At 45.4% G+C, this 23,471-nt stretch carries 20 protein-coding genes; 8 read left to right on the top strand and 12 right to left on the bottom strand.

Annotation, left to right across the window (positions count from 1 at the left end):
- Nucleotides 1-234: 234 nt before the first annotated feature.
- Both ACRRS0_RS13095 and ACRRS0_RS13100 read right to left on the bottom strand, forming a co-directional pair.
- Entirely contained in the window at nt 235-1,626 is a 1,392-nt protein-coding gene (locus tag ACRRS0_RS13095) for a DUF1254 domain-containing protein (protein ID WP_432452745.1), read from the bottom strand.
- Nucleotides 1,627-1,726: 100 nt separating this feature from the next.
- The gene (locus tag ACRRS0_RS13100) at nt 1,727-2,638 is read right to left on the bottom strand and encodes a LysR family transcriptional regulator (RefSeq protein WP_432452744.1); all 912 of its coding nucleotides are present in this window, start codon (nt 2,636-2,638) and stop codon (nt 1,727-1,729) included.
- Nucleotides 2,639-2,840: 202 nt separating this feature from the next.
- On the opposite strand from ACRRS0_RS13100, the gene ACRRS0_RS13105 reads away from it, so the two are divergent.
- Nucleotides 2,841-3,623, top strand: coding sequence for a substrate-binding periplasmic protein (locus tag ACRRS0_RS13105; RefSeq protein ID WP_432452743.1), 783 nt, complete (start codon nt 2,841-2,843; stop codon nt 3,621-3,623).
- Nucleotides 3,624-3,674: 51 nt separating this feature from the next.
- Here ACRRS0_RS13105 and ACRRS0_RS13110 read toward each other — a convergent pair whose 3' ends face one another.
- The 3 genes from ACRRS0_RS13110 to ACRRS0_RS13120 all read right to left on the bottom strand — a co-directional run bounded on the left by ACRRS0_RS13110 (nt 3,675) and on the right by ACRRS0_RS13120 (nt 7,638).
- Entirely contained in the window at nt 3,675-5,291 is a 1,617-nt protein-coding gene (locus tag ACRRS0_RS13110) for a methyl-accepting chemotaxis protein (RefSeq protein ID WP_432452742.1), read from the bottom strand.
- A 745-nt stretch (nt 5,292-6,036) separates the two neighbouring features.
- On the bottom strand, nt 6,037-6,933 hold the full coding sequence (locus ACRRS0_RS13115) for an MBL fold metallo-hydrolase (RefSeq protein WP_432452741.1): 897 nt from the start codon (nt 6,931-6,933) through the stop codon (nt 6,037-6,039).
- A gap of 69 nt (nt 6,934-7,002) precedes the next feature.
- Entirely contained in the window at nt 7,003-7,638 is a 636-nt protein-coding gene (locus ACRRS0_RS13120; protein WP_432452740.1) for a DsbA family protein, read from the bottom strand.
- 130 nt (nt 7,639-7,768) lie between these two features.
- Here ACRRS0_RS13120 and ACRRS0_RS13125 point away from each other — a divergent pair, with 130 nt between their 5' ends.
- Entirely contained in the window at nt 7,769-8,647 is an 879-nt protein-coding gene (locus ACRRS0_RS13125) for a LysR family transcriptional regulator (protein WP_432452739.1), read from the top strand.
- Nucleotides 8,648-8,718: 71 nt separating this feature from the next.
- Here ACRRS0_RS13125 and ACRRS0_RS13130 read toward each other — a convergent pair whose 3' ends face one another.
- Nucleotides 8,719-10,260, bottom strand: a complete 1,542-nt coding sequence (locus ACRRS0_RS13130; RefSeq protein WP_432452738.1) for a methyl-accepting chemotaxis protein — start codon at nt 10,258-10,260, stop codon at nt 8,719-8,721.
- A gap of 665 nt (nt 10,261-10,925) precedes the next feature.
- Here ACRRS0_RS13130 and ACRRS0_RS13135 point away from each other — a divergent pair.
- From ACRRS0_RS13135 to ACRRS0_RS13145, 3 genes are read left to right on the top strand one after another with little or no spacing between them, the layout of a single operon-like run.
- The gene (locus ACRRS0_RS13135) at nt 10,926-11,468 is read left to right on the top strand and encodes a NifB/NifX family molybdenum-iron cluster-binding protein (protein ID WP_432452737.1); all 543 of its coding nucleotides are present in this window, start codon (nt 10,926-10,928) and stop codon (nt 11,466-11,468) included.
- Complete coding sequence (locus ACRRS0_RS13140; protein ID WP_432452736.1) at nt 11,453-11,647, top strand: hypothetical protein; 195 nt, start codon at nt 11,453-11,455, stop codon at nt 11,645-11,647. Before ACRRS0_RS13135 ends, ACRRS0_RS13140 begins: the two co-directional genes overlap by 16 nt.
- Nucleotides 11,648-11,696: 49 nt before the next feature.
- Complete coding sequence (locus ACRRS0_RS13145; protein ID WP_432452735.1) at nt 11,697-12,131, top strand: PaaI family thioesterase; 435 nt, start codon at nt 11,697-11,699, stop codon at nt 12,129-12,131.
- A gap of 89 nt (nt 12,132-12,220) precedes the next feature.
- On the opposite strand, the gene ACRRS0_RS13150 is transcribed toward ACRRS0_RS13145, so the two are convergent.
- The 3 genes from ACRRS0_RS13150 to pdsO all read right to left on the bottom strand — a co-directional run bounded on the left by ACRRS0_RS13150 (nt 12,221) and on the right by pdsO (nt 15,868).
- Entirely contained in the window at nt 12,221-12,841 is a 621-nt protein-coding gene (locus ACRRS0_RS13150) for a class GN sortase (RefSeq protein ID WP_432452734.1), read from the bottom strand.
- A gap of 64 nt (nt 12,842-12,905) precedes the next feature.
- Complete coding sequence (locus tag ACRRS0_RS13155; protein WP_432452733.1) at nt 12,906-15,104, bottom strand: marine proteobacterial sortase target protein; 2,199 nt, start codon at nt 15,102-15,104, stop codon at nt 12,906-12,908.
- A 20-nt stretch (nt 15,105-15,124) separates the two neighbouring features.
- Nucleotides 15,125-15,868 carry a sortase-associated OmpA-like protein PdsO gene (gene pdsO, locus ACRRS0_RS13160; RefSeq protein ID WP_432452732.1) on the bottom strand — a complete coding sequence of 248 codons (744 nt, stop codon included), beginning with the start codon at nt 15,866-15,868 and terminating at the stop codon, nt 15,125-15,127.
- A gap of 222 nt (nt 15,869-16,090) precedes the next feature.
- Here pdsO and pdsR point away from each other — a divergent pair, with 222 nt between their 5' ends.
- The 3 genes from pdsR to ACRRS0_RS13175 all read left to right on the top strand — a co-directional run bounded on the left by pdsR (nt 16,091) and on the right by ACRRS0_RS13175 (nt 19,822).
- Complete coding sequence (pdsR, locus tag ACRRS0_RS13165) at nt 16,091-16,783, top strand: proteobacterial dedicated sortase system response regulator (protein WP_432452731.1); 693 nt, start codon at nt 16,091-16,093, stop codon at nt 16,781-16,783.
- Nucleotides 16,783-18,945: a proteobacterial dedicated sortase system histidine kinase gene (pdsS, locus tag ACRRS0_RS13170; protein ID WP_432452730.1), complete on the top strand. Its 2,163-nt coding sequence runs from the start codon at nt 16,783-16,785 to the stop codon at nt 18,943-18,945. The genes pdsR and pdsS overlap by 1 nt, the downstream gene beginning before the upstream one ends.
- Nucleotides 18,946-19,048: 103 nt before the next feature.
- On the top strand, nt 19,049-19,822 hold the full coding sequence (locus tag ACRRS0_RS13175) for a substrate-binding periplasmic protein (protein WP_432452729.1): 774 nt from the start codon (nt 19,049-19,051) through the stop codon (nt 19,820-19,822).
- On the opposite strand, the gene ACRRS0_RS13180 is transcribed toward ACRRS0_RS13175, so the two are convergent.
- The 3 genes from ACRRS0_RS13180 to leuB form a co-directional block, all read right to left on the bottom strand.
- On the bottom strand, nt 19,815-20,768 hold the full coding sequence (locus ACRRS0_RS13180; RefSeq protein WP_432452728.1) for a DUF808 domain-containing protein: 954 nt from the start codon (nt 20,766-20,768) through the stop codon (nt 19,815-19,817). The genes ACRRS0_RS13175 and ACRRS0_RS13180 overlap by 8 nt on opposite strands.
- Before the next feature lie 138 nt (nt 20,769-20,906).
- Entirely contained in the window at nt 20,907-22,085 is a 1,179-nt protein-coding gene (locus ACRRS0_RS13185; protein WP_432452727.1) for a cystathionine beta-lyase, read from the bottom strand.
- Between the two features lie 220 nt (nt 22,086-22,305).
- Nucleotides 22,306-23,412 (bottom strand): 3-isopropylmalate dehydrogenase, encoded by a 1,107-nt coding sequence (gene leuB / locus ACRRS0_RS13190; RefSeq protein ID WP_432452726.1) that lies wholly within the window; start codon nt 23,410-23,412, stop codon nt 22,306-22,308.
- Nucleotides 23,413-23,471: the final 59 nt, after the last annotated feature.

The following is a 23,471-nucleotide window of genomic DNA, read 5'->3' on the forward strand; positions in this document are numbered from 1 at the left end:
ACTCATCAAACCAAAAGGACGAACAACATACACTTAGTGGAAGACGACTCACTTGCAGGATTTTATTTTAAACGACACACAAGGCCATAAAAAGACAAAAAACCATATAAACAAATCAGTAACTTAAGGTGGTCTATTTTTTGTTCCGGTGTTACTGGTACATAAAACTCTGGTATTCAGGAAACAAAACCCATGGAATGTCCACTGGGTTTTGAACAAGCGAAAATAAATCGCTTAAAGAGTTTGTTTGATCACCTGTGGCATTGGATACTCATTATCAAGCACTTGTTGAGTCGGCTCATATAAGCGAAGATGCAAATAGAAGTCATCTTCTGGTGCTGGTAGCCAATTACAATGCTCGCCTTCTGGAGGTTGATGTTGAATGCAAATCGGCAAGGTGCCATCTGTCGCATACTTCAACTCTTCAGGACGATTAGTGGAAATCGAATAACGATTGATTTCATTCTCCACCATAAACAAATTTGTAGCATCGTACATAGTTAAGGACCAGAACTCTTTTGCTGGCGCATCCGCTGGCATGGTCATTCGATACTGATATTTACCCGATAATTGCATACCTTGAGAGTCGGTGTAGCGGTTTGGGTAAAGTGCTCGCTCTGGCACATTTAAGCCAGCGGCGCGTAAATTAATACTCGCGCGGCTCAAATAATCCTGGCCATAACGCCCCCCTTCAAACATCATCGACCAACCGTGACTAGTTGCGCCAAGTTGACGACCTGCGTAGTCAATAATACGGGCTGAAGATTCCACCGCACGCAGCAAACCGCGTTTTTGCGCTGCAGAAAGCAGCTCCGAATTAAAAGGCGTTTCTCCTCCAATACCAATGTATTTAAATTGCGCCACCATAGCGGCATCTTCGGCTAAAGGGTTTTTTCTTAATTCTTGATCAATTAAGGCAAACCACTCCAAACCTTGGGGACGAGCCATTGGCGGAATACCACCTGAAGATTGTTGAAGGCTAACTACGCCGTGAGACTCACCGTATTCAGATAAAGGATAATGGATAAAACCGTCATGTACTTCAAGTGCCGCATCCAGATCTTGCTCTCCTGCCACACCAGTACGTTGAATATACCAAACCATGGGGGTACGTGACTCAATCACCCCGCTAATGCCCTCTGGGATTTCCCCCTGCCAACCCTGCTGGACCAATAAAAACTTAGCCCCTTGAGTGCCAGCATTTTGCTTAATAAGGTCATCGATAGAATCAGAGTAGGCATCGAGCAACTGAACAATAAAATAACGGTTATCGGTTCTAGGGACTTCGATAACCATCGGCCCAGATACATCCAAATCAATATGTGATTGAGAGTATAAGGTGTCGTTGTTTACCGTAGGAACAATACGGTGTTGCGGACCCGATAAGACGCGCGTTTTGCCCATTTGATTTAGCGGTGCCATCGCGTTATCCATCGGGGCTGTCACCGATGTGGAGGTTTGGCGAACGGCTGCCACAGTGAGCGGACCCGTCCCATAAATAAAAGCTTGTACCCCGAGATGATAAGCAAGCTCCTCTTCAGCGCTGTGTTGAGACTGCGCAAAACTAGAAAGAGCAAAACCTGAAGCAAAACAAAACATGACTGCGGAACAGAACTTATGGTTCATTTAAACCCCTTATAAAGTGAATCATTAAATTACTTTATAAGCCTAACAAAAGCGCTTTCCTCCCCCCATCGATGAATTTCTATAAGCTCCATTAGAAATATTAATAATGCAATTCACCGTCAATAATTGCGGAAGCTTCCTCAAATAGCCAGTTGGTAAGCGGGTCAATGCGATTTCGCTGATGGGTAAATAGCGCAATACTTCGGAATCGGCTTTTATCAGGCAGAGAATGAGGTAAAGGCTCGAAGCGGAATTTGTAAGGAAATCGAGCTGCAATATTCTTAGAAACAATACCAATATAATCACCATCAGCAACCAAGGCTAACATTAAGCCAATATCACTGGTACGCACACTAATCTTTTTGTCGAGCTCAAGAGACTTAAGTATCTGCTCACTACGAGAGACGCTGGATTCACCAAAGATTAAATTAATACACAAGGGATAAGCTAACACGGCACTGAGTTCTGAGGACTGAAGCGGATGGTCTTTACGCATCACCATTACAAATTCATCATCACCAATGTCCTTTTGCAAAATATTTTTATTGGTTTCCATGGGTAGATAACTAAAACCCCAGCATTGGTTTTTTAACTCCAGATCTCGCTGAGCCTCAAAGCCCCAATGGTAACACTCGACCGTAATTAACGGGGCCTGAGCACTAAGCTTACTCACTAAGGGGGCGGCGAAAGAGCTCATTAAAGGGGGGGACAATATCAAGGTGATCTCGCCTTCGAGCAGGGAAATGTCCCAATTTTTCTGGTTAATATATAACGAATCCAATTGATCCAGCAGCGCAGGGAGCTGCATCAGTAACTGCTGACAACGCACCGTTGGCTCCAACTGATTTTTGTCTCGAACAAACAGTGGGTCATTAAATTGCTCACGTAATTTTCGCAGCATGACGCTGATCGTTGGTTGACTAAGGTGCAACCGTTTCGCGGCTAATGTTGTTTGCCGCTCTTCGTTTAACACCAGTAACAGCCGCAATAAATTAAAGTCTTTGATCATCATTGGGTATCATTTTCAACTAAAGCCCTATAATACAACAATGGCTTAGCGCAAGCTGCAATGCTACGAGTATTTATAACTCAGATCCGATTTTAATCTTATCGAGCTTGGTTGAGCTGGCAGTTTTTTGCAATAGAGAACCGAGCTAAATAACAAGATCAAAAATAGTCTAAACTAATACAACCGCATCAACTATGTGGAACTTATGAAAAAGCTCTCAACAGGGATAATATTTGCACTTTTACTCTATCCGTCATTTCCAACATTAGCGCTCCATTCGCTAATTCTTAGCAATGGCGAATGGGAGCCTTATCTATCTGTAAATTTGAAACACGGTGGCGTTGCTTCACACATCGTGAGTGAAGCATTCAAACTTCAAGGGATCGAGGTTCATTATCAATTTTACCCTTGGAAAAGAGCCTACCTATTAGCTGAATTGGGTGAAGTCGATGGCTCGCTCATTTGGTCTTACAATGACAATCGCGCGCAACAGTTTTTGTATAGTGCTGACTTCGTAATAGAGGGGACTTCGGTATTTTTTCATCTGAAAAATTTTGCATTCGATTGGCATAAACCGCAAGACTTATATGGCGTTAAATTTGGTGGGGCGGCGGGTTATAAGTACCAACTACTAGAAAAACTAGAGAGACAGAAGCTCATCACAATTGACCGAAGTAAGTCGGACCGCAGTAACTTCGCTCGCTTACTAAGAGGTTATATTCAAGTTTTTCAACTCGATAAAGCTGCTGGTTATTATCTATTGCAGCAATATTTTAATCCCAATGAAATCGCTCAAATCACTCATCACCCCAAATCAGTCACGAGCGATCGTTATTACCTCATCATTTCTAAACAAACACCAAATGCGCAACAGCTGATAGCTAAATTCAATCGAGGGCTAAGCCAATTAAAGCAAAGTGGACGTTATCAGCACATGCTTCAAGCCTCACTCGATGGTCAGTATATGGACACCGACATGGAACCATAAACGATGATCAAGCTATTTAGTTTGACCAACAAACATCGCCCCTATTGCTACTCACAACTTATAACTATTCACAAGCCGTTTAAGCTCGGTTGCCAATGCAACGACACGTTCGCTAATAATATGCTGCTGGCTGGCATCATGCGCGGTGACGTCAGCGATATCTTGAATGCTCGTCACATGCTGATTCACCTCTGAAACCGCTTGGTTCTGCTGATCAGCGGCTTGCGCCACTTGTGAGTTTAGCTGGGCTATCTCGCGGCTTTGTATGGCAATATCTTCCAAGATCGCACATAACTCTTCAATACTCGTTTCCGAGTTACTAACTGCAGTATTCGCCTCGTTCATCACCGAAATCACACGATCTTTTTGTTGTGTCAGCTGCTCATTAATCTGTTTAATCTCCCCTGTCGACTGATGGGTTCGACTCGCTAACGAACGCACCTCATCTGCGACCACCGCAAACCCTCGACCTTGCTCTCCCGCTCGCGCTGCTTCAATGGCGGCGTTCAAGGCTAATAGATTGGTTTGCTCAGCAATAGCCGAAATGGCTTCAACCATCGAATTCACCCTTTCGCTTCGCTCGCCTAATTCAAGTAAGCTTTCGTTGGCATCTTTTACAATCGCCACTAAGGCTTGCATATAAGCAAGTATTTGTTGCGCCTTCTTCGCACCAGACTCAACATGTAGACTGGCGTGCTGGGTTCGGTCGGTGGTGAACTGCGCATTTTGTTTCACATCATTCGATGAGGCTTCTATTTGGACTAAGGTGGTCGCAACAGAATCGGTTCCAGCCTTCAGCCTTGTGACTGATTGTTCAGTTGAACCAGCCACATGACTGACCTGCTCGGCAGTATCATGTAATTCGTCACTACTACTCGTCAGCTGAGTTAAACTCTGTTTAAAACTATTCACTAATGATTGTAACGAAGCATAAACGCCACTAATTTCATCGTGGTATTGATCCGAAAAATCCACAGCTAGATCTGAGTTATCAGCCGCTTTCAACAAACGATTACGCAGTAATTTAAGACGCTTTGCCACCGCACTTCGAAAAATCAAGGCCAACATTAACATGCCAATAAAAAAGACTACCGTTAACAGACTGGCTTGCTTAAGCAGTGCGCTATAAATAATTTTTTGAGCGCTGGCGAGTGAAAATGCAACTTCAATCACCGCTGCGGTCTCGCCTTCCTTACTGGTCACATGACAAGAAAGGCAATCAACACCGCCATGATCGCGGCTCATGATGATAGGTGTCAGTACCGTCAGCGCAGATTGTTGTTCAATCATACTTTGCTTAACCACCGTCTGCCCAGTGAAAGCCTGACGTTGATTGTCGGTTAAACTAACCGAAGCTTCACTGGGATGAAACATCGCCTGAATCGATTCTGAGCGAATCAGTTTGATATCAAGGATATTCTCTTGGCTAGACATCTTTTTATGCAATAAATTTTTATTTGCCATCGCCCCCGATAACATCAAAGTATTCAGGCCCTCGAAATAACTTTCGCTCATGGCCTTAATTTGCTGACGAGCCATCGCTTCAACCAAAGATTTTTCGTGTTGATAAGTGTAGTTAAGGGTGATGATCAATAGCGAGCAGCCCACCACAAGCATCGTCACATATAGTTTTGTCGCAATGGATAAGCGCCCCCAAAAAAAACTCATAACTGTCTCCCATACTTGAAGAAATCAGTGCACTAAATTATTCGGATTCGGGGTAAAAAATTGCTCAACACCAGTCTTAAGGCGATTCACAACCTCTACTTTGCTTACCGTAAATCAGTATCTGATATGCACTTTAAATACAGCATCAGTAAAGCGCTTCATTGCCATTGGGCTAAATTGATTTTATTCGCGTGGCAAGCCCCTACATTCTCAAACAATTCACATAAAACTGGCGAATTGTTACTAAAATATGAATTGCATCGTAAGTTAAGCCTACATTACCCCACTCGGCAAGATTCAAAAAGTCCAGTTCACCGCGATGTGATGCGCTTATCGCTTCCACGCAAAATAGAAGTAGAATCAAATGATAATGTGAAATATACAAGGACAACAACAGCGCCCAAAAAAACACGAAATGTAAAACAAGGAGGGAGAAACCAAGCCTTTCGATAAAATAATATCAGTTTGGATTCACGATTTTTTTAAACACACTGCTAACAATTATGACATTTATTGTCGCAAGCTAAAGGCATCTAGCGCTTCGGCGGACCCAAAATATCCTCAATGAAATAAGTTTACCTCGCCTAAGCCGATCATATTCAAGGATTCATATATAAAAAGAGCGACTAACAAACTTAGCAGCTCAATCATTAAAGCAAGGAAGCCGGAACAGCTAACGATTGAAGGAGATATCTGGTATCACTGTCGCTCCGCTCCCCAAAGACCTAAGCCTAATACACGCGGCTTAGCCCCACTTCATTTCGCCCATGGCCACTTTTGCACCAATTTGTAGGGCTACGCCCATTCCAGCATTCGGGTAACGTTTCGTCATGGCTTTGATAAGCTGTTCGCTATTCGTAGCTTTGGCGAGTTCTTCTTCAAAAGCCAATAAATAGTCTCGAGTATAACGAATAGCACTGGCGTCAGTCGGTGCATCGGGACTCATGTGCCCAGCAATCACCATCTTAGGTTCACGCTCAAGCATGGCATTCAGATTGTTGATCCAGGCTTCACGCCCCGCTGCACCAGCGGTATCAGCGGTCCATACATGCACCCCTGAAAATACCATCACACCACCCAAAATAGCTCGACTTGAAGGCTCCCACAAGTAACGACGGTTGGCTAAACCCTCTGCGTTGACGATATCCAAGTGATGCGATTCGATACGAAGAGAAGATTCATCATAGGCTTCTGGTAGCACAATATCGTCCATGGTTTGTGGACCATTCGCTTGAAGTTGAGGCCCCCAAATAGCGAGTTTTTTCTTCACATTAGCTTTAATTGCCTCAATCGTTGCCGATGCAGCAATCACCCGTACATCAGGAAATGCCGCTTTTATCGGCGCGAGACTGAAATAATAATCGGGATCGCTTTGACTCACATAAATAGTGGTTAAGGTCTTACCCGAAGCATTAATAGCAGCCACTAAAGCCTGACCGTCAGGGTAAGTAAAACCACCGTCAATCAACAGCGCGTCATGTTCGCCGCTAAGCAATACTGGAGCGCGATAAAAGCCGTGTTCTCCAGCTGGAAAATGCTGCACCTTCAATGCAGACTCTGCCGCAAATGCAGCACCATTGATACTAGAAACTGCAACGATGCCAGCCGCGATAAACTTCATAAAATTATTTTTAATAGACATTATCTTTCCTTTTAAATTGTAACTAATCGCACATTAATAGTGCAGAAATAAATAAGCTTAGCTAGCGCTCTAAAGCGCTTTAAGCTGACGCAATAAAGCTTGTGAGTCGGCATAAAAATCTGCTGTAGATAATTGCACACGACGTCCCTTAGACTCAGCAATCAAACTTGGCACTCCACGGGCAGCGAACTCTTGCATTAAATTTTGAGCCTGCTCGAGGCGCTGTTGATTCGCTTTGTGCAACTCAGGGCTGTCTAATAATGCAACTGCATCGCTAAGTCCTAATGTATGTAAGGCCTGCTCCAAGGTCGCTCGGTCAGTGACATTGCGGCCTTCCACATAGCGAAGTTTCTGAATCGCTTTCAGCATCTCCAGCTCTTTTTCTGGCTGGGTTAAAGCAACCGCCGTCAGCACGATTGTTGGCAAGCTACTGTCAAAACGTTGCTGATGATCAGCTAATACACTGTGACGATATTGTTCACTAAAAGGCTGTCCAGTTAGGCTGGCAATACGCTGATCATTTGACCAGGCAAAAGCTGCAAATTCTTCGTTCATCGCTCTTGAGCCTGCGCCGGAAAAAAGTCCAGTGGGTAGCAGTTTGATATGAACTTGCTCGCTAGCGTTCGCGAGCGCTGAAAACGCAGGGGAGATGCCGTAGCACCAACCGCATAATGGATCGAATAAATAGTTAAGGGTGATGTTCATTGTTTATCTCCTCAGTTAAGTGTAGCTACTTTAAACCGAATACATTGACAGTTAAACGCATTACATATATACATATAGTATGCTAAAGATAAACAATAAGACTGAAACTAACTTAGGTGACCTCGGTAACATGCGTCGCTTAGTCTATTTTACCGCTGTGGTAGAGACGGGTTCCTTCACCGCAGCAGCCGAGCGTCTCGGCATCACCAAAGCCGTGGTGAGCCAGCAAGTCGCTAGACTGGAGCAAGAATTCCGAGTATCGCTATTAGTACGAACCACTCGCTCAGTTAAAGTCACAGATGTAGGACAAACCTTTTACCAACGCTGCGTATTAATTTTGCGTGAAGCGGAAGAGGCCTTCGACGAATTAACCGACACCGTACTTGAACCTTCAGGGACCTTGCGGATCGCCGCACCTTTCGATTACGGGATCGGCATTATCGTCCCCACCATTGCTGCATTCACCCGACACTATCCAAACTGCAGAGTAGATGCCGCCTTAAGCGATCAAACTGTCGACATCATGTCTGGACAGGTTGAACTGGCAATCCGCGTTGGTTGGCTTAGCGAAGATAACCTGCCCGTAAGACGAATTGGCGAATTTCAACAATTTTTAGTGGTATCCAAGTCGCTGCATGCTCAATTACCAGAACCGCTGAACCTAAAAGATCTAAGCCAATTACCTTTCATCGCCAACACCGCATTAAATAATCCTTTACGCTGGAATTTTTTATCCGATGATGGTGAGCAGCAGAGTATTGAGATGCAAGCTTCGATCTACTTAGATGCCACGCTCGCAGTACGAGAAGCAGTACTTGCCGATGCTGGCATCTCCGTATTACCTGATTATGCGATTGCCGACGATCTTGCCGCCGGCCGATTAATCAAACTTCTGCCACAATGGCAGCTACCGAGCGGCGATATTCATGTGGTCTTCCCTTCGGCCCGCTTTCGCCCAGCGAAAGTAAGAGCTTTTGTCGACCTCTTAATCGAAAAGATAAATGGATGAGCGCCAACAGGATAAGACTTAGCACCACAGAAGAGTGCAGCCAACAAGTTCTCAATTGCTAAACCGCCCCCTTAAAACGAAGACTTGGCGTCAAAGGCTCGAATTAATCGCTCAAGACTATCCAGCTCAAGAATCACTTGCCGAGTCCGGTCTTCTGACAACTCGGAGAGACTACCAGTACCTGAAATAGCCTCTTTCATTCGATGAATATGGTTCACCATTTCATGAGTCACCGTCGCTTGTTCCGAAAGCGCTTCGGAAGTGCGCGCCGAGCGTTCACCAATTGAATTGATATGAGAGACAATGTCGCTAAAGGCTGAATGGGTTTGCTGCGTTTGCTCAACGCTTTGATTTGAATAATGCTGCCCTGCTAAAATTTTCTTACCAGTATCTGTTGCTGTGGCTTTCAAACCCTCAATCTTGTTTCTAATATCATCCACAGAATGAGTGGTTTTCTCCGACAAGGTCCTCACTTCGTCGGCCACCACCGCAAAACCACGACCAGACTCCCCGGCTCTCGCCGCTTCGATTGCAGCATTGAGGGCCAGTAAATTGGTTTGCTCAGCAATAGCTTGGATTAAACCTAAGATCCCTTCAACACTATTCACATCTTGGTTTAACTGTTCTAGCGATGAGTGCGACACCAATAACTCTTGATGTAACTGTTGTGCCGAATCTAAGGTATTATTGACCACCGCTTGTCCATCCAATGCAATCTGCTGAACTTTTTGAGCATACACTGAATTCTCTTGGGCGTCGTTAGCCACTTCCTCAATTGCCGACAGCATTTCTTCGGCTGAAGCCGCCATTGCCTCCGTGGCGACCGTTTGCTCGTTGAGATTCTCTGTGAGACGTTTTCGACTGGCTAATTCGTCACGATTGGCTTCACGAATTTGGCTTGTAGTATCGATTGACCTTGCGGTCACAGCTCTAAGCTCAGCCCCTTTCATTTTTACCGCTAATTCAATCGCTGACCAGTCATCAAAATGGCCGGTATAAGGGTATTCCATCAAAGCATTGCTATATTGGCGCTGCGCTAAATCTACAACGGATCGATGGCGACGATGATTCCACCACATGACTGGCAATTGCAGACCCGCAACAATAACTGGCAGCCACCACCAAAGATAGCCTGCCGCTCCCAGCAACACCGCCACAAATGTAACGCACGCTAAAGCGGAAGAGACTCCCAGCCAACGACGGCGAAAACGCTTATCCTCTCCCTTATTCAAGGCTTGATAGACAGTTTCAGCACGATGGATCTGCGCATCATCCGGTTCGGTTCGAACCGATTGATACTCGTATACTTTGCCGCTTTTATCAACGATGGGGGTAACAAATGCCGACACCCAATAATGACCGCTGCCTTTACAGCGGTTTTTAACCAAGCCCATCCAACTCTGACCCGATTGAATATACTGCCACAACTGAGTAAATGCGGCTTTAGGCATGTCTTGATGACGGATCACATTATGCGGTTTCCCTTTCAGTTCCGCGGCTTGGTATCCAGACACTCGGCAAAAATCCTGATTACAATAAGTGATGTGGCTATCTGAAGTGGTAGTAGAAATTAAACTGTCTTGTTTGCTATAACGGACCCGCTCATCGCTCATAGAATTACCCCAAATATGAATAGATTAGTCACATATCGAGTGTAGCCCATTGCACCTAATAATTGTCTTTTTAGTTAATATAAACATGCTGCGTGAACTGCTAGTACCTATCGCGCTTATGATACTGTCGTTTAGCCAGACTGTTGAGCAAGCAATAAAAACAGGCTTGCTCTGCCGCAACAAATCCAGCAAGTAAATACTCAATAGTCTAGTCCTCCCCCCAAAAAATAATCCACCAAACTATTCGTTGGCGCACATCTCAGGGCTTTAATTTTTTGCGCAGTTAGGCCGGCTCGTTCAGCTTTTATCGGACAGTCATCCCATAAACTGGCTAAGCGGTCAAAATAAGCACGCCAAAAAAACTCACCTTAAACCAATAACAAAACACTTCGCTAGCAACAAACTCGGATGCAAATCAGATCCAGACATCAAACTCAGATAACAGCTTAATCCAACGGCCACGCCTCTGCTGTAGGCGGTTAGCATGAACAATGTCATCCCAAATGTTGCATATGCTAAAAATAACGAGTATAAATAGCATATGCCAAATACAGGCTAGTTTTTTAATACCAAACTGCACTCGATGAGGGCGTAAATGATGAACATTGATATGCCCTGCAAACAGCGTTGTGCTGATGTACTTTCATACCTAGGAGTAACACCCAATGATAATTGCCATCCCCATTAATGATGATCGACTCGCACCACACTTCACCAAAGCCGACAGTATCTTGTTTGTCAACGAACAGGGGGAACAACTGTCCCGGCACGCTAATCCGGGATTGAACACCAACTGCTCGGGGAAAAAAGACTTACTTATTCTACTTCAGCAGCAACAGGCCAACTTAGTGATCGTTCGCAACATTGGCGAACAAATGCTCGGTAAGTTACTCGCTCTATCATTAAACGTATTACAATCACCAACCAGTAATAAAACCATTGAGCAGTTAGCTAGCAACGCCAGCCAGTTAATTCCGCTTCAAAATGCCTCTCAAGGACGTCCATCGATCAATCATCTGAAAAAACAAGCTGAAGGTGGTTGTGGCTGCACCCATGATGAACCTGCAAATTCAAAGCAAGGGCGCTGCTGTGAAGAACGCCATCATCAAGGACATCACCATGAGCAAAAATCAGGTCGATGTAACGACAACCCAGGCCATGCTCACCCGCAACACCAAAAAGGCCGCGGCCGATGCTGTCACTCTTAGCTTATTGCCTCAGCGCCTTTGTTATCATATTGCTATTTGTTGGGATCATGCTCGGTTTTAAACGAAAAAAACGGGCTAGACTCACCAAACCAATGCTTCACGATCAACGTTTATGTGGCTGTAAAACTGCCTGTGCTGAACACCTTTATCAAATCGAAGAACCACCCACAGCACCATAATTATCGAGCTCCGCAGGCGCGGAGCCCATATCTCACGAGACCCCCCCATATGCAAACTTATCCAAAAGCCATGCAAAGCCATTCGCACTGTATGGTCTGTAGCGACCCCAAGTTCAACCCACACTCTCTTAATTTACGCTTTCAACTAGATGCTGAAGGTTGGACCAACAGCCAATTTTCGGTGACCGCTCAACATCAGAGCTATCATGGGTTATTACACGGCGGCATGACCAGTACACTACTTGATGCAGCCATGACCCACTGCTTGTTGATGCGCGGCATTAAAGCGCTAACCGCCGAATTAAGCGTACGTTTTATTGCCCCAATTCGGGTGGGAACAACAGTAACAGTGCAAGCTAAACTACTGAGCCAAAAAAGAGGATTTTATCGACTGGAAGCTTTTATTTGCCAAGGATCACAGCAACTAGCGCGGGCCTCGGCGAAATTTATTCAAGCTAGCGATGCACTACTCACTAATGACTGAGCGAAACCTCGGTATCACAGCAAAACAAAATGGCCGATGATTGACAATAAACCCAGCAACGGATTGTCAGAAAACATCGAATATTCTGACTATATTACCCGAGGCTTATGTACCAATAAGGCTTCCACAATATATCGCTGCTGGGCTCCACCACTTAATTGGTTAAAGGGATAACAAGTAATCAAGGTGAGGCGGTTATCGTCACTTGGTGCCATAAACTGAGTCGCGGATTGATCGACGATCTGAGTATTCATCACTTGATAAAGCAAGGTTTCGCCATGACTCGCTTCAATCTGCAACAAATCCCCCTTATTCACCGCAGCTAAATTTGCAAAATGAGTATCTCGATGCCCAGCGATCACGGTATTGCCCACCTCCCCAATCTTCGCACCACTCAGAACTAAGCCAGGGGCAAAAGCGAGCGTGCGCCCAGATGCCCCCGCCAACACATAAACGGAATCCACTTGATGCTTAAAATTTATGCTCTCTTGTTTGGTCACGAAGCTAAGCTTACCCACCGGATAAGTATCGGCCCACTGCCAAGGTTTGTGCGGTTGCTGATCAACTAAAGTATGCTGCCATGCCTGCGCAATCAACAGCTGTGCAAGATAAGCTTTGGCCTGAATATACAAACCGTGGCTCAACACCAGAACACCGAATAGAAATAAACTACATGGTAACGGATGTTTGGCTAAGAAACTTAAGATCATAACTTGCTCCCCATACTGTCAACTCCCTCTAACAAAACCAGCCAAAGAGAGCTGACTCATTAAGCTAAATCAAGGCGGAAGTTCGCACTGCGGCTGCACGACGATGATTAAAGTATCCCCATCCCCAGGCACCAAGCAGCAAGCTTAGCCCAAATAAAATATCTAGCCGACTGCCCGTCGCGGTTTGAGGCAATACGCCATTCGATTGCCATCCCTTCGGCATCCCACCATCTATCGGTTTGTCGACCGCACGAAGCGTTGCAGGTTTCACCGGACTAATATCTACCGCCACCAAGCTAGTTTGCGAACTAACGAGATGATATTTCATCGCCAGTGCTAATACTTGCTGATCAACGCGTTGCTCGTTAGCACCGTTTTTACTCAGCTCTAAGGCCGATATTTGCTGCCTCGCCCAAAGCAAATCTAAACCTGCAACCTGTTTATTGCTCTTTAAATTCACATTTTGTTGCCATTGTTGTGTGCCAAATTTACCGCTGACCCAAACTTGTGAATGTCGACCATGCGCCTGTTTAATACTTAACATTAAAGGTTGCCCCGAATACAAATCAGGAATATTCGTGGGCCAATAATCGGGGACGGTGCCATCATCATATCTCAGCTGAATGTCACTCAATACCGGATGAGCTATCTGTTCAAACAAGGCTATTACTTTTTGTTCCACTTCGCTCTGCTTACCAATGTAGGTAAATGTGCCTTTACCTAATTCGGCAGCCCGCTGCATAAAATGTGAATTAGGCGCGGAGCCTATCCCAATGGTAAATAGGCGATTCGCACCAAGCTGCAGCCGAATTAATTCAAATAGCTGCACTTCGTTACTCACTGCACCATCGGTAATAAATATAACTTGGCGTAAAGAGCCATTTTTTTGGCCTTCGTTGTGGCTCAGAGCAGCCTGAAGTGCACTAAACATTTCGGTACCGCCGTCTGCGCTTAAACTTGCAATAAAGCCTTTAGCGGCTTGTAAATTACCTTTATTTGCCACCAAGGAGTGCGCCGAAAATTGCCGATAATCCGAGTTAAATTCGATGATATTAAAGGAATCATCAGGCTCTAAACCATCCAATGCATATTGTAGCGCTTGGCGAGCCTGAGTCATCGACTGCCCCGACATCGATCCTGAAGTATCAATCACTAAGATCAGTTCTCTTGGCAAGTCTAACTGATCCACTTTAGCCCCTTGAGGCGGCATTAACATCAACAAAACATAGTCATCTCGATTACTGGTTTGAGCCTTTTGGTGACTTTGCCCCTGCTGCACATAAATGGCCGCTTCTGGCCGCAGACCGACTTGAGGGCGAAACTTCAGCACAAAATCTTGATTCGCATCACTAGAAAGCAAGTCAATATCAACACTGCCATCCTTGCGCGGATGACTGGCAATTGGATGATACAAACTAGTGAGTTGCGCTAAGTCAAAACCACTGTCGAGATGGACCTTCAATTTAACTGGTAGAGGCTTTGCTCCTATCGAAGTATATTGAGCAATACTGTGCTCTACTAAACGATAGGCGCTATTGTGATACGAATTTATCGCGTTCAATCCACTGAAATGCTCAGCAGACCAAGCGCCTGAGTGCTCCGCCCTTGGTTCCACATCTGGAGGCTGGATAAGCGCCATCGATTTACGAAAAATAAGCGGCGTATAACGCGGATTAACCAGCATCGGAAACCGCAGACTAAATTCACCATTTAGATAATCCAAACGCTGTTGATAAGTGATTCTCACCTGCAATCGCTGGTGAGGACCGAGGTTGGCGATGGCGGTATTAAATACATTCGGCCTTAACTGGCTAACCAAACTTGCCCGTTTACCTTGCCGCTTAGCCACTTCAAAAGTGCGTAGTGCTTGCTGTTTGGCCTGAACCTGCCCCTCAATCACCCGATCCCCTACCACTAACTGAAGCTGATCAACCGCCGCCTCATTAGGTAGCGGAAAAAGGTACTGACCGTTAATCCACTGCTCACTCTCATTCATAAAAGTTTGAGTCAGAGTCACTCGATTGGTCAGACCCGAGACCGTCATCGAGACGTCACTATGCAGTGGTAAACTGCGTTGAGCTTGACCATTTTGATCGATATAGCGTAGTTGTCCTAAACCTAAAGGATCTTGCGGCGTCGTCAGGCTTTGATTAGCGACTACCGCACAGGGTGACAATAACGCAGCCCCGAATGCGAGAACCACAGCACCAAAGTTAAAGGGGGAACCCCAGCCTCGGCGACAGCGGATTAATTGCTGGTCCATTTGCTATCTCCTAAACGCAATTACTGGGCGGCTAACATGCCACGCTGAGCACTAAGTTTGAGAGTGACACGGCGGTCAAAAAAGTTGTTTTCTACACTGGGCTCGGCCAGCAATGGAGAACGATCACCAAAGGCTTGCGAATTCAGTCGTTGCTCAGCAATCCCTTGATGAATTAAATAGGCGCGAACCTCAGCTAAACGTTGTTCCGACAGCGCTTGGTTATAACGAGAATCGCCTTGACGATCGGCATAGCCAGTTAAGTTCAACTTCAGCTCTGGCGCGAGAGACATGGTATAAACCACATCATCTAATTGCTGTTTAAAATGCGGTTCGATCACCGATGAACCGGTTTTAAATTGCACATTCAGACCTAATTCAAGTTCTGACATCTTTTCTTGATGGGCGTTTTTAAGTTGCTCCAACTGAGCATTAACTCTGGCATGCTGCGCCGCTAATGTCTGGTATTGCTCAGTCTGTTCACTCAACTGAGCCAACTGCTGCTGTTGCTCACTTAACTGCTGCTGTTGACTGGCAAGTGCCTCTTCGTCAGCCACCGATTTACCAATAAACACCCCTGTAAAACCGCCAATAAAGGCGCCAATCGGGCCACCAATAATCGCACCAACAGCAGCGCCAGAACCTAAACCGATCATTTCCGTTTTCGCATCACGTTCACTCAGTTGCGGACTAGGCTCAGCCGCATAACTCAATGAAGAAAGGCTTAAGCTGGTCACTAAGGCGAGACTAATAACTGACTTGTTCATAATTAATATCCTTGTTCAATGGTTTCATTCACGAGGTTTGAAAAGCTCAAACCGTTTCGATGGATCCATTAAACAATAAACAAATGGCATTCACGGGCCGCAAAAATGGCAGTACGCTTATCAATTGTGGCAATAAAATGGCAATTCACTTAAGCCCCGCAAACTTGCTTAAAAATGAGGTATAGTTCACCTGAGTCAATCACTTAGAAGATCCATGCCCCTATGAAACGCATTGCCATCGTAGAAGATGAAGCGGCTATCCGCGAAAACTACAAAGACGTCCTACAGCAACAAGGCTATAGCGTCCAAGCCTATGCAAATCGCCCTAGCGCTCTGGCAGCCTTTAACACCCGCTTACCCGATTTAGCGATTATTGATATTGGCCTAGAGGATGAGATTGACGGCGGTTTTTCGTTGTGTCAGTCGCTGCGTGCGATGTCTAGCAGCTTACCGATTATTTTTCTAACGGCCCGTGACAGCGACTTCGACACCGTTTGTGGCTTGCGCTTAGGGGCCGACGATTACCTCACTAAAGACATTAGTTTTCCGCACTTAGTAGCACGCATCGCCGCCCTCTTTCGCCGCTCAGAATTACTGGCGGCCCCCCCTGTAGAAGATAACTTACTACAACGAGGCCCCTTAGCCATCGACGGCAACCGGATGCAAGTTTTATGGAATCAACACACGATTGAACTAACCGTCACCGAGTTTTGGATGGTACATGCCCTCGCCAAACGCCCTGGGCATGTGCGTAGTCGTCAGGACTTGATGAGCGAGGCGAAAATTTTTGTCGATGACAGTACCATTACTTCCCATGTTAAACGGATCCGCAAGAAGTTTTTAGCCAGCGACCCCAATTTCGAATGCATCGATACGGTCTATGGCATGGGTTACCGCTGGGATAGCCTCGCCTAATGCTGCCGGTATTACCTTTAGGCTTGCGAGCCAAGGTCACTTTTTTATCATTATTTTTGCTCTGCCTGCCTTGGTTGGGTTATCAATACGTCTGGGAAATGGAGAAATACTTACGTTTAGGCCAAGAAAAAACCCTCGAAGGGACGACCCAAGCCTTAGCGACCGCCTTACACGAACGCCCCAAATTATTTGACAGCCAAGCCAGCTTTTTAAGCCAAGTAGAGAAAGGACGCGATCTCTATGCTTATCCATTGGCGGGCCCGATCCTATTAGATGGTAAATTAAGTGATTGGCAAGACTACCAGCATCGAATGCTCACTTACGGCAAAGAACATGTGATTTACCAAGCCGATCCCGATGCACCGATCAACAGTCAATTTACTCACATGGTAGGCAAGTTTGGCCGCTATCTTTATGCCAGTTTTGAAGTCACAGATCCCGATGTGGTGTATCGCGGCAAAAATACCCTGCGCATCGATAATAACGATCATCTGGCGATCGCAACTTTGGCTCCTGACGGTAATTTTCGCCGCTATATTGTGGCCACCACCGAAGACGGTTGGATCAATGCCTTCGAGCTACCGCTCGATCCCAAGCTAAACACCCCCGTCAAACCTGAGATAAAGATCCAAGGACAGTGGCTAAGCACCAAGCAAGGCTATAACATAGAATTACGGATCCCGCTGAAGATGGTGGGCAGTAAACTTGGCTTTGCGATTTATAACGTGAATCGCCAAGCCAAACGAAAACTGATCTCTATTATTGGCACCTCAGCAATTGATAGTGTCGACCAACTCGGTACTGTGTTAGTCCCTTCGCCTGAAATTGAAAGCATTATTAAAGGCATGAGCCATAATAGCTCGCGTATTTGGGTGGTTGACAAACACGGTCGTGTATTGGCTAAATCTGGTGATATTCGCAATACCCAAAGTATTTGGGCGCGTAGTCTCAATCATAAATCCAAAACAAATTGGTGGAACCAGCTGATGCAACAATATCTGTATCCGCTGTACTACAAAATACTCACCAAACCGCCGCAAGACTTTGTTGACTCCTTGCAGGACTCAACCGAACTTAGGGGCAGCCATATTCAGCAAGCCTTGAATGGTAAACCCGGTTCAACTTGGCGGCTCACGCCCGATGGCCGTGCGGTTGTGTTGGCTGCCGCGAGTCCGATTTGGATCGACGACAAGGTTATGGGGGTGGTCATTGCCGAGGAAACCACCAACGGTATTCGAACGCTGCGTAATCATGCCCTCGAACGACTATTCAATATTATTCTGATTGTGATGTCGGTGGGTACATTGTCGCTATTTATTTTCGCTTCGAGTATTTCAAATCGGATCCGGAAGTTACGCGACCAAGCCGAACAGGCCATCGATAGTCAAGGTAGAGTGAGCGCACCACTGCGAGGCTCCAAAGATAAGGATGAAATCGGCGATTTATCCCGTAGTTTTGCCAATGTGGTTAGCCGTTTAAGCCAATATACTCATTATTTGGAAAATATGTCTTCTCGGCTGTCTCACGAACTGCGCACACCGGTCGCCGTCGTGCGCTCTTCATTAGAACATCTCGGTTTACAACGCCTCGACCGGGACGCTCAAAAATATGTCGACCGGGCTCAAGAAGGTGTCAATCGCTTAAATATGATCTTAAATAATATGAGCGAAGCGACTCGACTTGAACAGAGCCTATCGCAAGCAGAACGCTGTTCTTTTCCACTCACGAAGGTGATATCGGGCTGCATGCAGGGCTACCAATACACTTATCCTGAACAAGTCTTCGACTGTGATATTTGCACTGATGACTTAAACATCATTGGAGTTCCTGAATATATAGCCCAATTAATGGACAAATTGGTCGCCAACGCAATGGAGTTTAGCCTGCCCAATAAAGCCATTCAGGTGAGCTTTCAACGAGACAATAAAGACGCAGTATTACTTATTAGTAATCATGGCCCGACTCTGCCAGACAACATGGTAGAACAAATTTTTGAATCAATGGTGTCAATTCGCAGCCAACAAGCGCAACAAAAACCCCACTTAGGCTTGGGTTTATATATCGCACGTCTAGTCTGTGAATTTCACAAAGGTAAGATCTCAGCTCGTAATTTCAGTGACAACAGCGGTGTTGAATTTTGCGTCAGGTTGCCACTGATCTAATTAAATATTGAGTGGGCAGTTCACAAACTGATATTTAAGGGAAAAGCATAAGTCAGCTTCGCTCACTATACTTGGACTATCCAACTGTAGTGAGCGTATCATCATGCGGCTTTCCCAATATTTATTTCTATTGCTTGTTTCTCTTTCTCCGGCGCTTACCTCAGCAGCAACGCCTACTCTCTCCTATATCACTGAAGAAGCCTTTCCGTTTAATTATACCGATGAGCGTGGTCAACTTCAGGGTATTTCGGTAGAACTATTAAGGCTGACATGGCAAGTCATGGGCGAGCCCGAACAAGAAATTAGAGTGATGCCTTGGGCGAGAGCCTATTATCTGATGACCCAAAAACCAGATATTGTACTATTTTCTACCGCCCGAACCAGCAAACGTGAACCTTATTTTAAATGGGCTTGTCCAATCGATAGGATTAAAGTGGTCATCTTCGGGCCCAAAAATACGGCAATAAAAATAAGCCATTTAAATCAATTCAAAAGCAGCATGATTGCTGCAATGCGCACTGATGTAGGAGAGCAACTGTTGCTCAATCACAGCTTTGACGACCACAATATCAAGCTAACCAATAACTACCGACAATTAATACGGCTGTTATTATCGAAACGGGTCGAGTACATTTCGGGCGTAGAAACCATTATTCGCCAAGCCGCAATTGAAAATCAACTGCCACTAGACGCTTATGAGGTGAAATGGCTACTCCAAGACGTGCCTCTTTGTTATGCCTTTAATCGTACGATTAGCGATCACTTTATAGAGCGCTTTCAAACCGCCTTACTCAAAATTTTGGACAGCCCTCGTTACTCGGAGATCCTAAAGAAATATCAATCTTTGCGAGCACCAAGCAAGCATTTACCTAAGTAGTGACTCGTCCTATCAAACGTTTAGCTGTCATACATCCCAACATAATGACTGCTCCAGCAACCACCCCAACTAGAGCGTTAAGCAATACTGGCACACTATATTTCAGTAATAGTAGGAAACCTTTTGCCGAAGCAAAGTAATGACTTATCTGATGCGCTAAGTCCGCGAACAACGGGATACCATGCACTAATATACCGCCACCAACCAAAAACATGGCAGCGGTGCCAACAATGACTAACAGCTTCATTAAGCGCGGTGCAAACCCTAATAGGGCACGGGCAAAAGCTCGCAGTATAAAACCACGATGATGAACTTCTGCATATTTCAACAAATATAGACCCGCATCATCAAGCTTCACGATACCTGCAACCAAGCCATACACGCCCGCAGTCATCATCACCGCAATCCCCGAAACGACGATTGTTTGAGTAAGCAGTTCCGCACCGTTCACCGTGCCCAAAGCGATCACGATAATTTCCGCCGATAAAATAAAATCAGTACGGATCGCACCTCGTATTTTTTCTTTTTCAAAAGCGACGAGGTCAATGGCCGGATCCGAGTTTGCCCGTATACGCTGCTGCCGATGCGCATCTTGCTCTGGTCCCGTTTGCTCAAACAAGGCATGAGATACTTTTTCAAAACCTTCAAAACAAAGGAATAAACCGCCTAACATTAACAGCCAAGTGATTGCCACAGGTAAAAATACACTCAACAACAAGGCCAAAGGAACCAAAATTAACTTGTTGAGCAAAGAGCCCTTAGCGACCGCCCATACTACAGGTAACTCACGATCAGCGTTAACCCCGGAAACCTGTTGAGCATTTAGGGCTAAATCATCACCTAACACACCCGCCGTTTTCTTTGCCGCCACTTTGGTCATCAGCGCCACATCATCTAATACCGCGGCGATATCATCGAGTAAGGCAATTAAACTTAAACCAGCCATGCAGACCCTTATTGTGATGGGAAACACCCATTTCCATTATTACTTTAAGAGCTAGAGTGCCAATCGCTCCTTCGCTGGCATTGCTCAGAGGCTTACAAAAATAGGCGCTTTATCCCGATTGGTATAAGTCCGCAGCGCTTAAAGTTCAGCCTTAAATCTCGCCAAACCCGCCGCTAAATCGGCGAGCAAATCAGCCGTATCTTCTAGCCCAATGTGCACCCGAATCAGAGTACCGGTTGCCTGCCACTGAGTCGCAGTGCGCAGTTTATCAACCCCGTTTACGCCCATGATCAAGCTTTCGTAGCCGCCCCATGAGTAGCCCATTTTAAAATGCTGCATGCCATCAAGTAAGGCAGTTAAAGCCTGTGAATTTCCCCCTTTCATCACAAAAGAAAATAGACCACAAGAACCTTGAAAATCCCGCTTGAAAAATTCATGCCCGGGACAACTGGCTAAAGCAGGGTGACGAACGTGATCCACATCATCATGTAGCATCAACCAATGAGCGACTTCTAAGGCGTTTTTTTGATGCTGAGCTAAACGTACGCCAAGGGTACGTATGCCTCGCATTGCCAAATAAATATCATCCGGCGAGGTACATTGACCCAATAAGTAAGAGTTTTCGCGAAGTTGATCCCAACAGCGTTTATTGGCAGTTGCCGTCCCCAACATCACATCGGAATGGCCAACAATGTATTTAGTCGCAGCCTGAATAGAAATGTCGATATCAAACTCAAAGGGGCTAAAATTAAGTGGTGAAGCCCAAGTATTATCGAGCATCACCACAATATCGTGATTTGCTTGTCGCGCAGCAGCGACAATCGCTGGCGCATCTTGTACTTCCATGGTTAAGGAACCAGGAGACTCGAGGAAAATCACTTTGGTATTGGCTTGGATAAGATCACTGATGCCAGCGCCGATCAAAGGGTCATAATAAGTGGTACTAATGCCATAACGTTTTAACAGCATGTCACATAAATTACGAGTCGGCTCGTAGGCGGTATCCACCATCAGTAGATGATCACCCTGCTGCAAAAATGACAACAGTGCCCCACTAATGGCAGCGGTACCACAAGGATACAAGGCACAACCCTCGCCACCTTCAATTTGATTCATAGCTTCTTGGAAAGCAAAATGGGTTTGAGTACCACGGCGGCCATAAAATAAAGTTTTATCATGGCGATTAGCCGTTGCCAACTTCATTTCTTTAACACTGTTAAATACCACGGTAGAGGCACGCGAGACCGGCGGATTGACTAAACCTTGGGTCCACTTCTTATCACGACCCGCACTAATTAATGTTGTTTGTTTTTTCATTTGTTTAAGTCCAGATTAACCCCAATGCCACCCATTTGATAAACACTTAAGCCGAAGGCACTTGAGTAAAGCAAGCGATTGATTGCTATCGCTGCAGTTCCAATTGCTAAGCGCATCATCAAGCTAGCATTCATTTTTAGCAAGGTAAATAGGGGATGATTACCTTAGGTAGCAGCAACAAAAAACCAGCCCGTAGGCTGGCTTTATTAAGACTGACTCATTAACTTCGAGAGGTCTTATTTAACTCAGCGACAACCATGTCACCAAAAGCATCGGTATCAATTAATTTGGCATCATCACCTTTCGCGAGATCCGGCGTGCCATAACCATTGGCAAATACCGATTTCATCGCATGCCACAGATTTTTCGCTTCTTGTTCCATACCAAAGCTCATCTCTAACATCAGCGCAACCGAGCCAATCATGGAGTAAGGGTTGGCTATATTTTTACCCGCGATATCAGGAGCACTGCCATGAGAAGGCTCATAATAAGACTTCTCAGGTCCCATACAAGCTGAAGGCATCAAACCTAAAGAACCCAAGATCCCACCACCTTGGTCACTTAAGATGTCACCAAACATGTTTTCCATCACCATCACATCAAACTGGCCTGGATTTAAACATAAGTAAGTCGCCGCAGCGTCAACCAAAATATGTTTAACTTCAACATCGGGGTAATCCACCGCTACTTCTTCTAAAATTTCGTTCCACAATACGCTAGATTTTAAAACATTACTTTTGTGAATATTATGCAGTACTTTCTTACGACGTTGGGCGGTCTCAAAACCAACTTTTAAAATGTCACGAATTTGGTCTTCATCATACTCAAGCACTTCACGCACATAGCGTTTACCACTCTCATCTTTACCCATTTCTTTTTCGCCGAAATACAAACCACCCACCAATTCGCGAATGATCATGATATCGATACCCTCACCAATCACTTCTGGTTTCAATGGTGAGAAATGCGCTAATTCTTTAGGTAGATATACAGGGCGGAAGTTCGCATAAGTATTGTAACGTCGACGCAAAGGTAACAAAGCGCCCCGCTCGGGTTGCTCATCTACCGGAATTTTTTTAGAATCTTCGTGATTTAAACCAATCGTACCTTTAAGAATCGCATCCGCCTCATCACAGATGGCCATGGTCTCTTCAGGGAAAGATTTACCCGTTTCAAAATAAGCCACAGCACCAAATAAGGCTTCATTAAGTTCAAATGCGACTTCTGGGTTACGCGCTTCAACAGCTTTAAGTACTTTGACCGCTTGTTTCATTACTTCTGGGCCGATACCGTCACCAGCCAATAAGGCGATCTTATAGGTCTTCATTATGTTTGCGTCTCCATTGCTCTAATTTATATTTTTGCTTGCCGCATCATAGCAAAACC

Source organism: Agarivorans sp. QJM3NY_29, from assembly GCF_050870835.2.
GTDB lineage: Bacteria > Pseudomonadota > Gammaproteobacteria > Enterobacterales > Celerinatantimonadaceae > Agarivorans.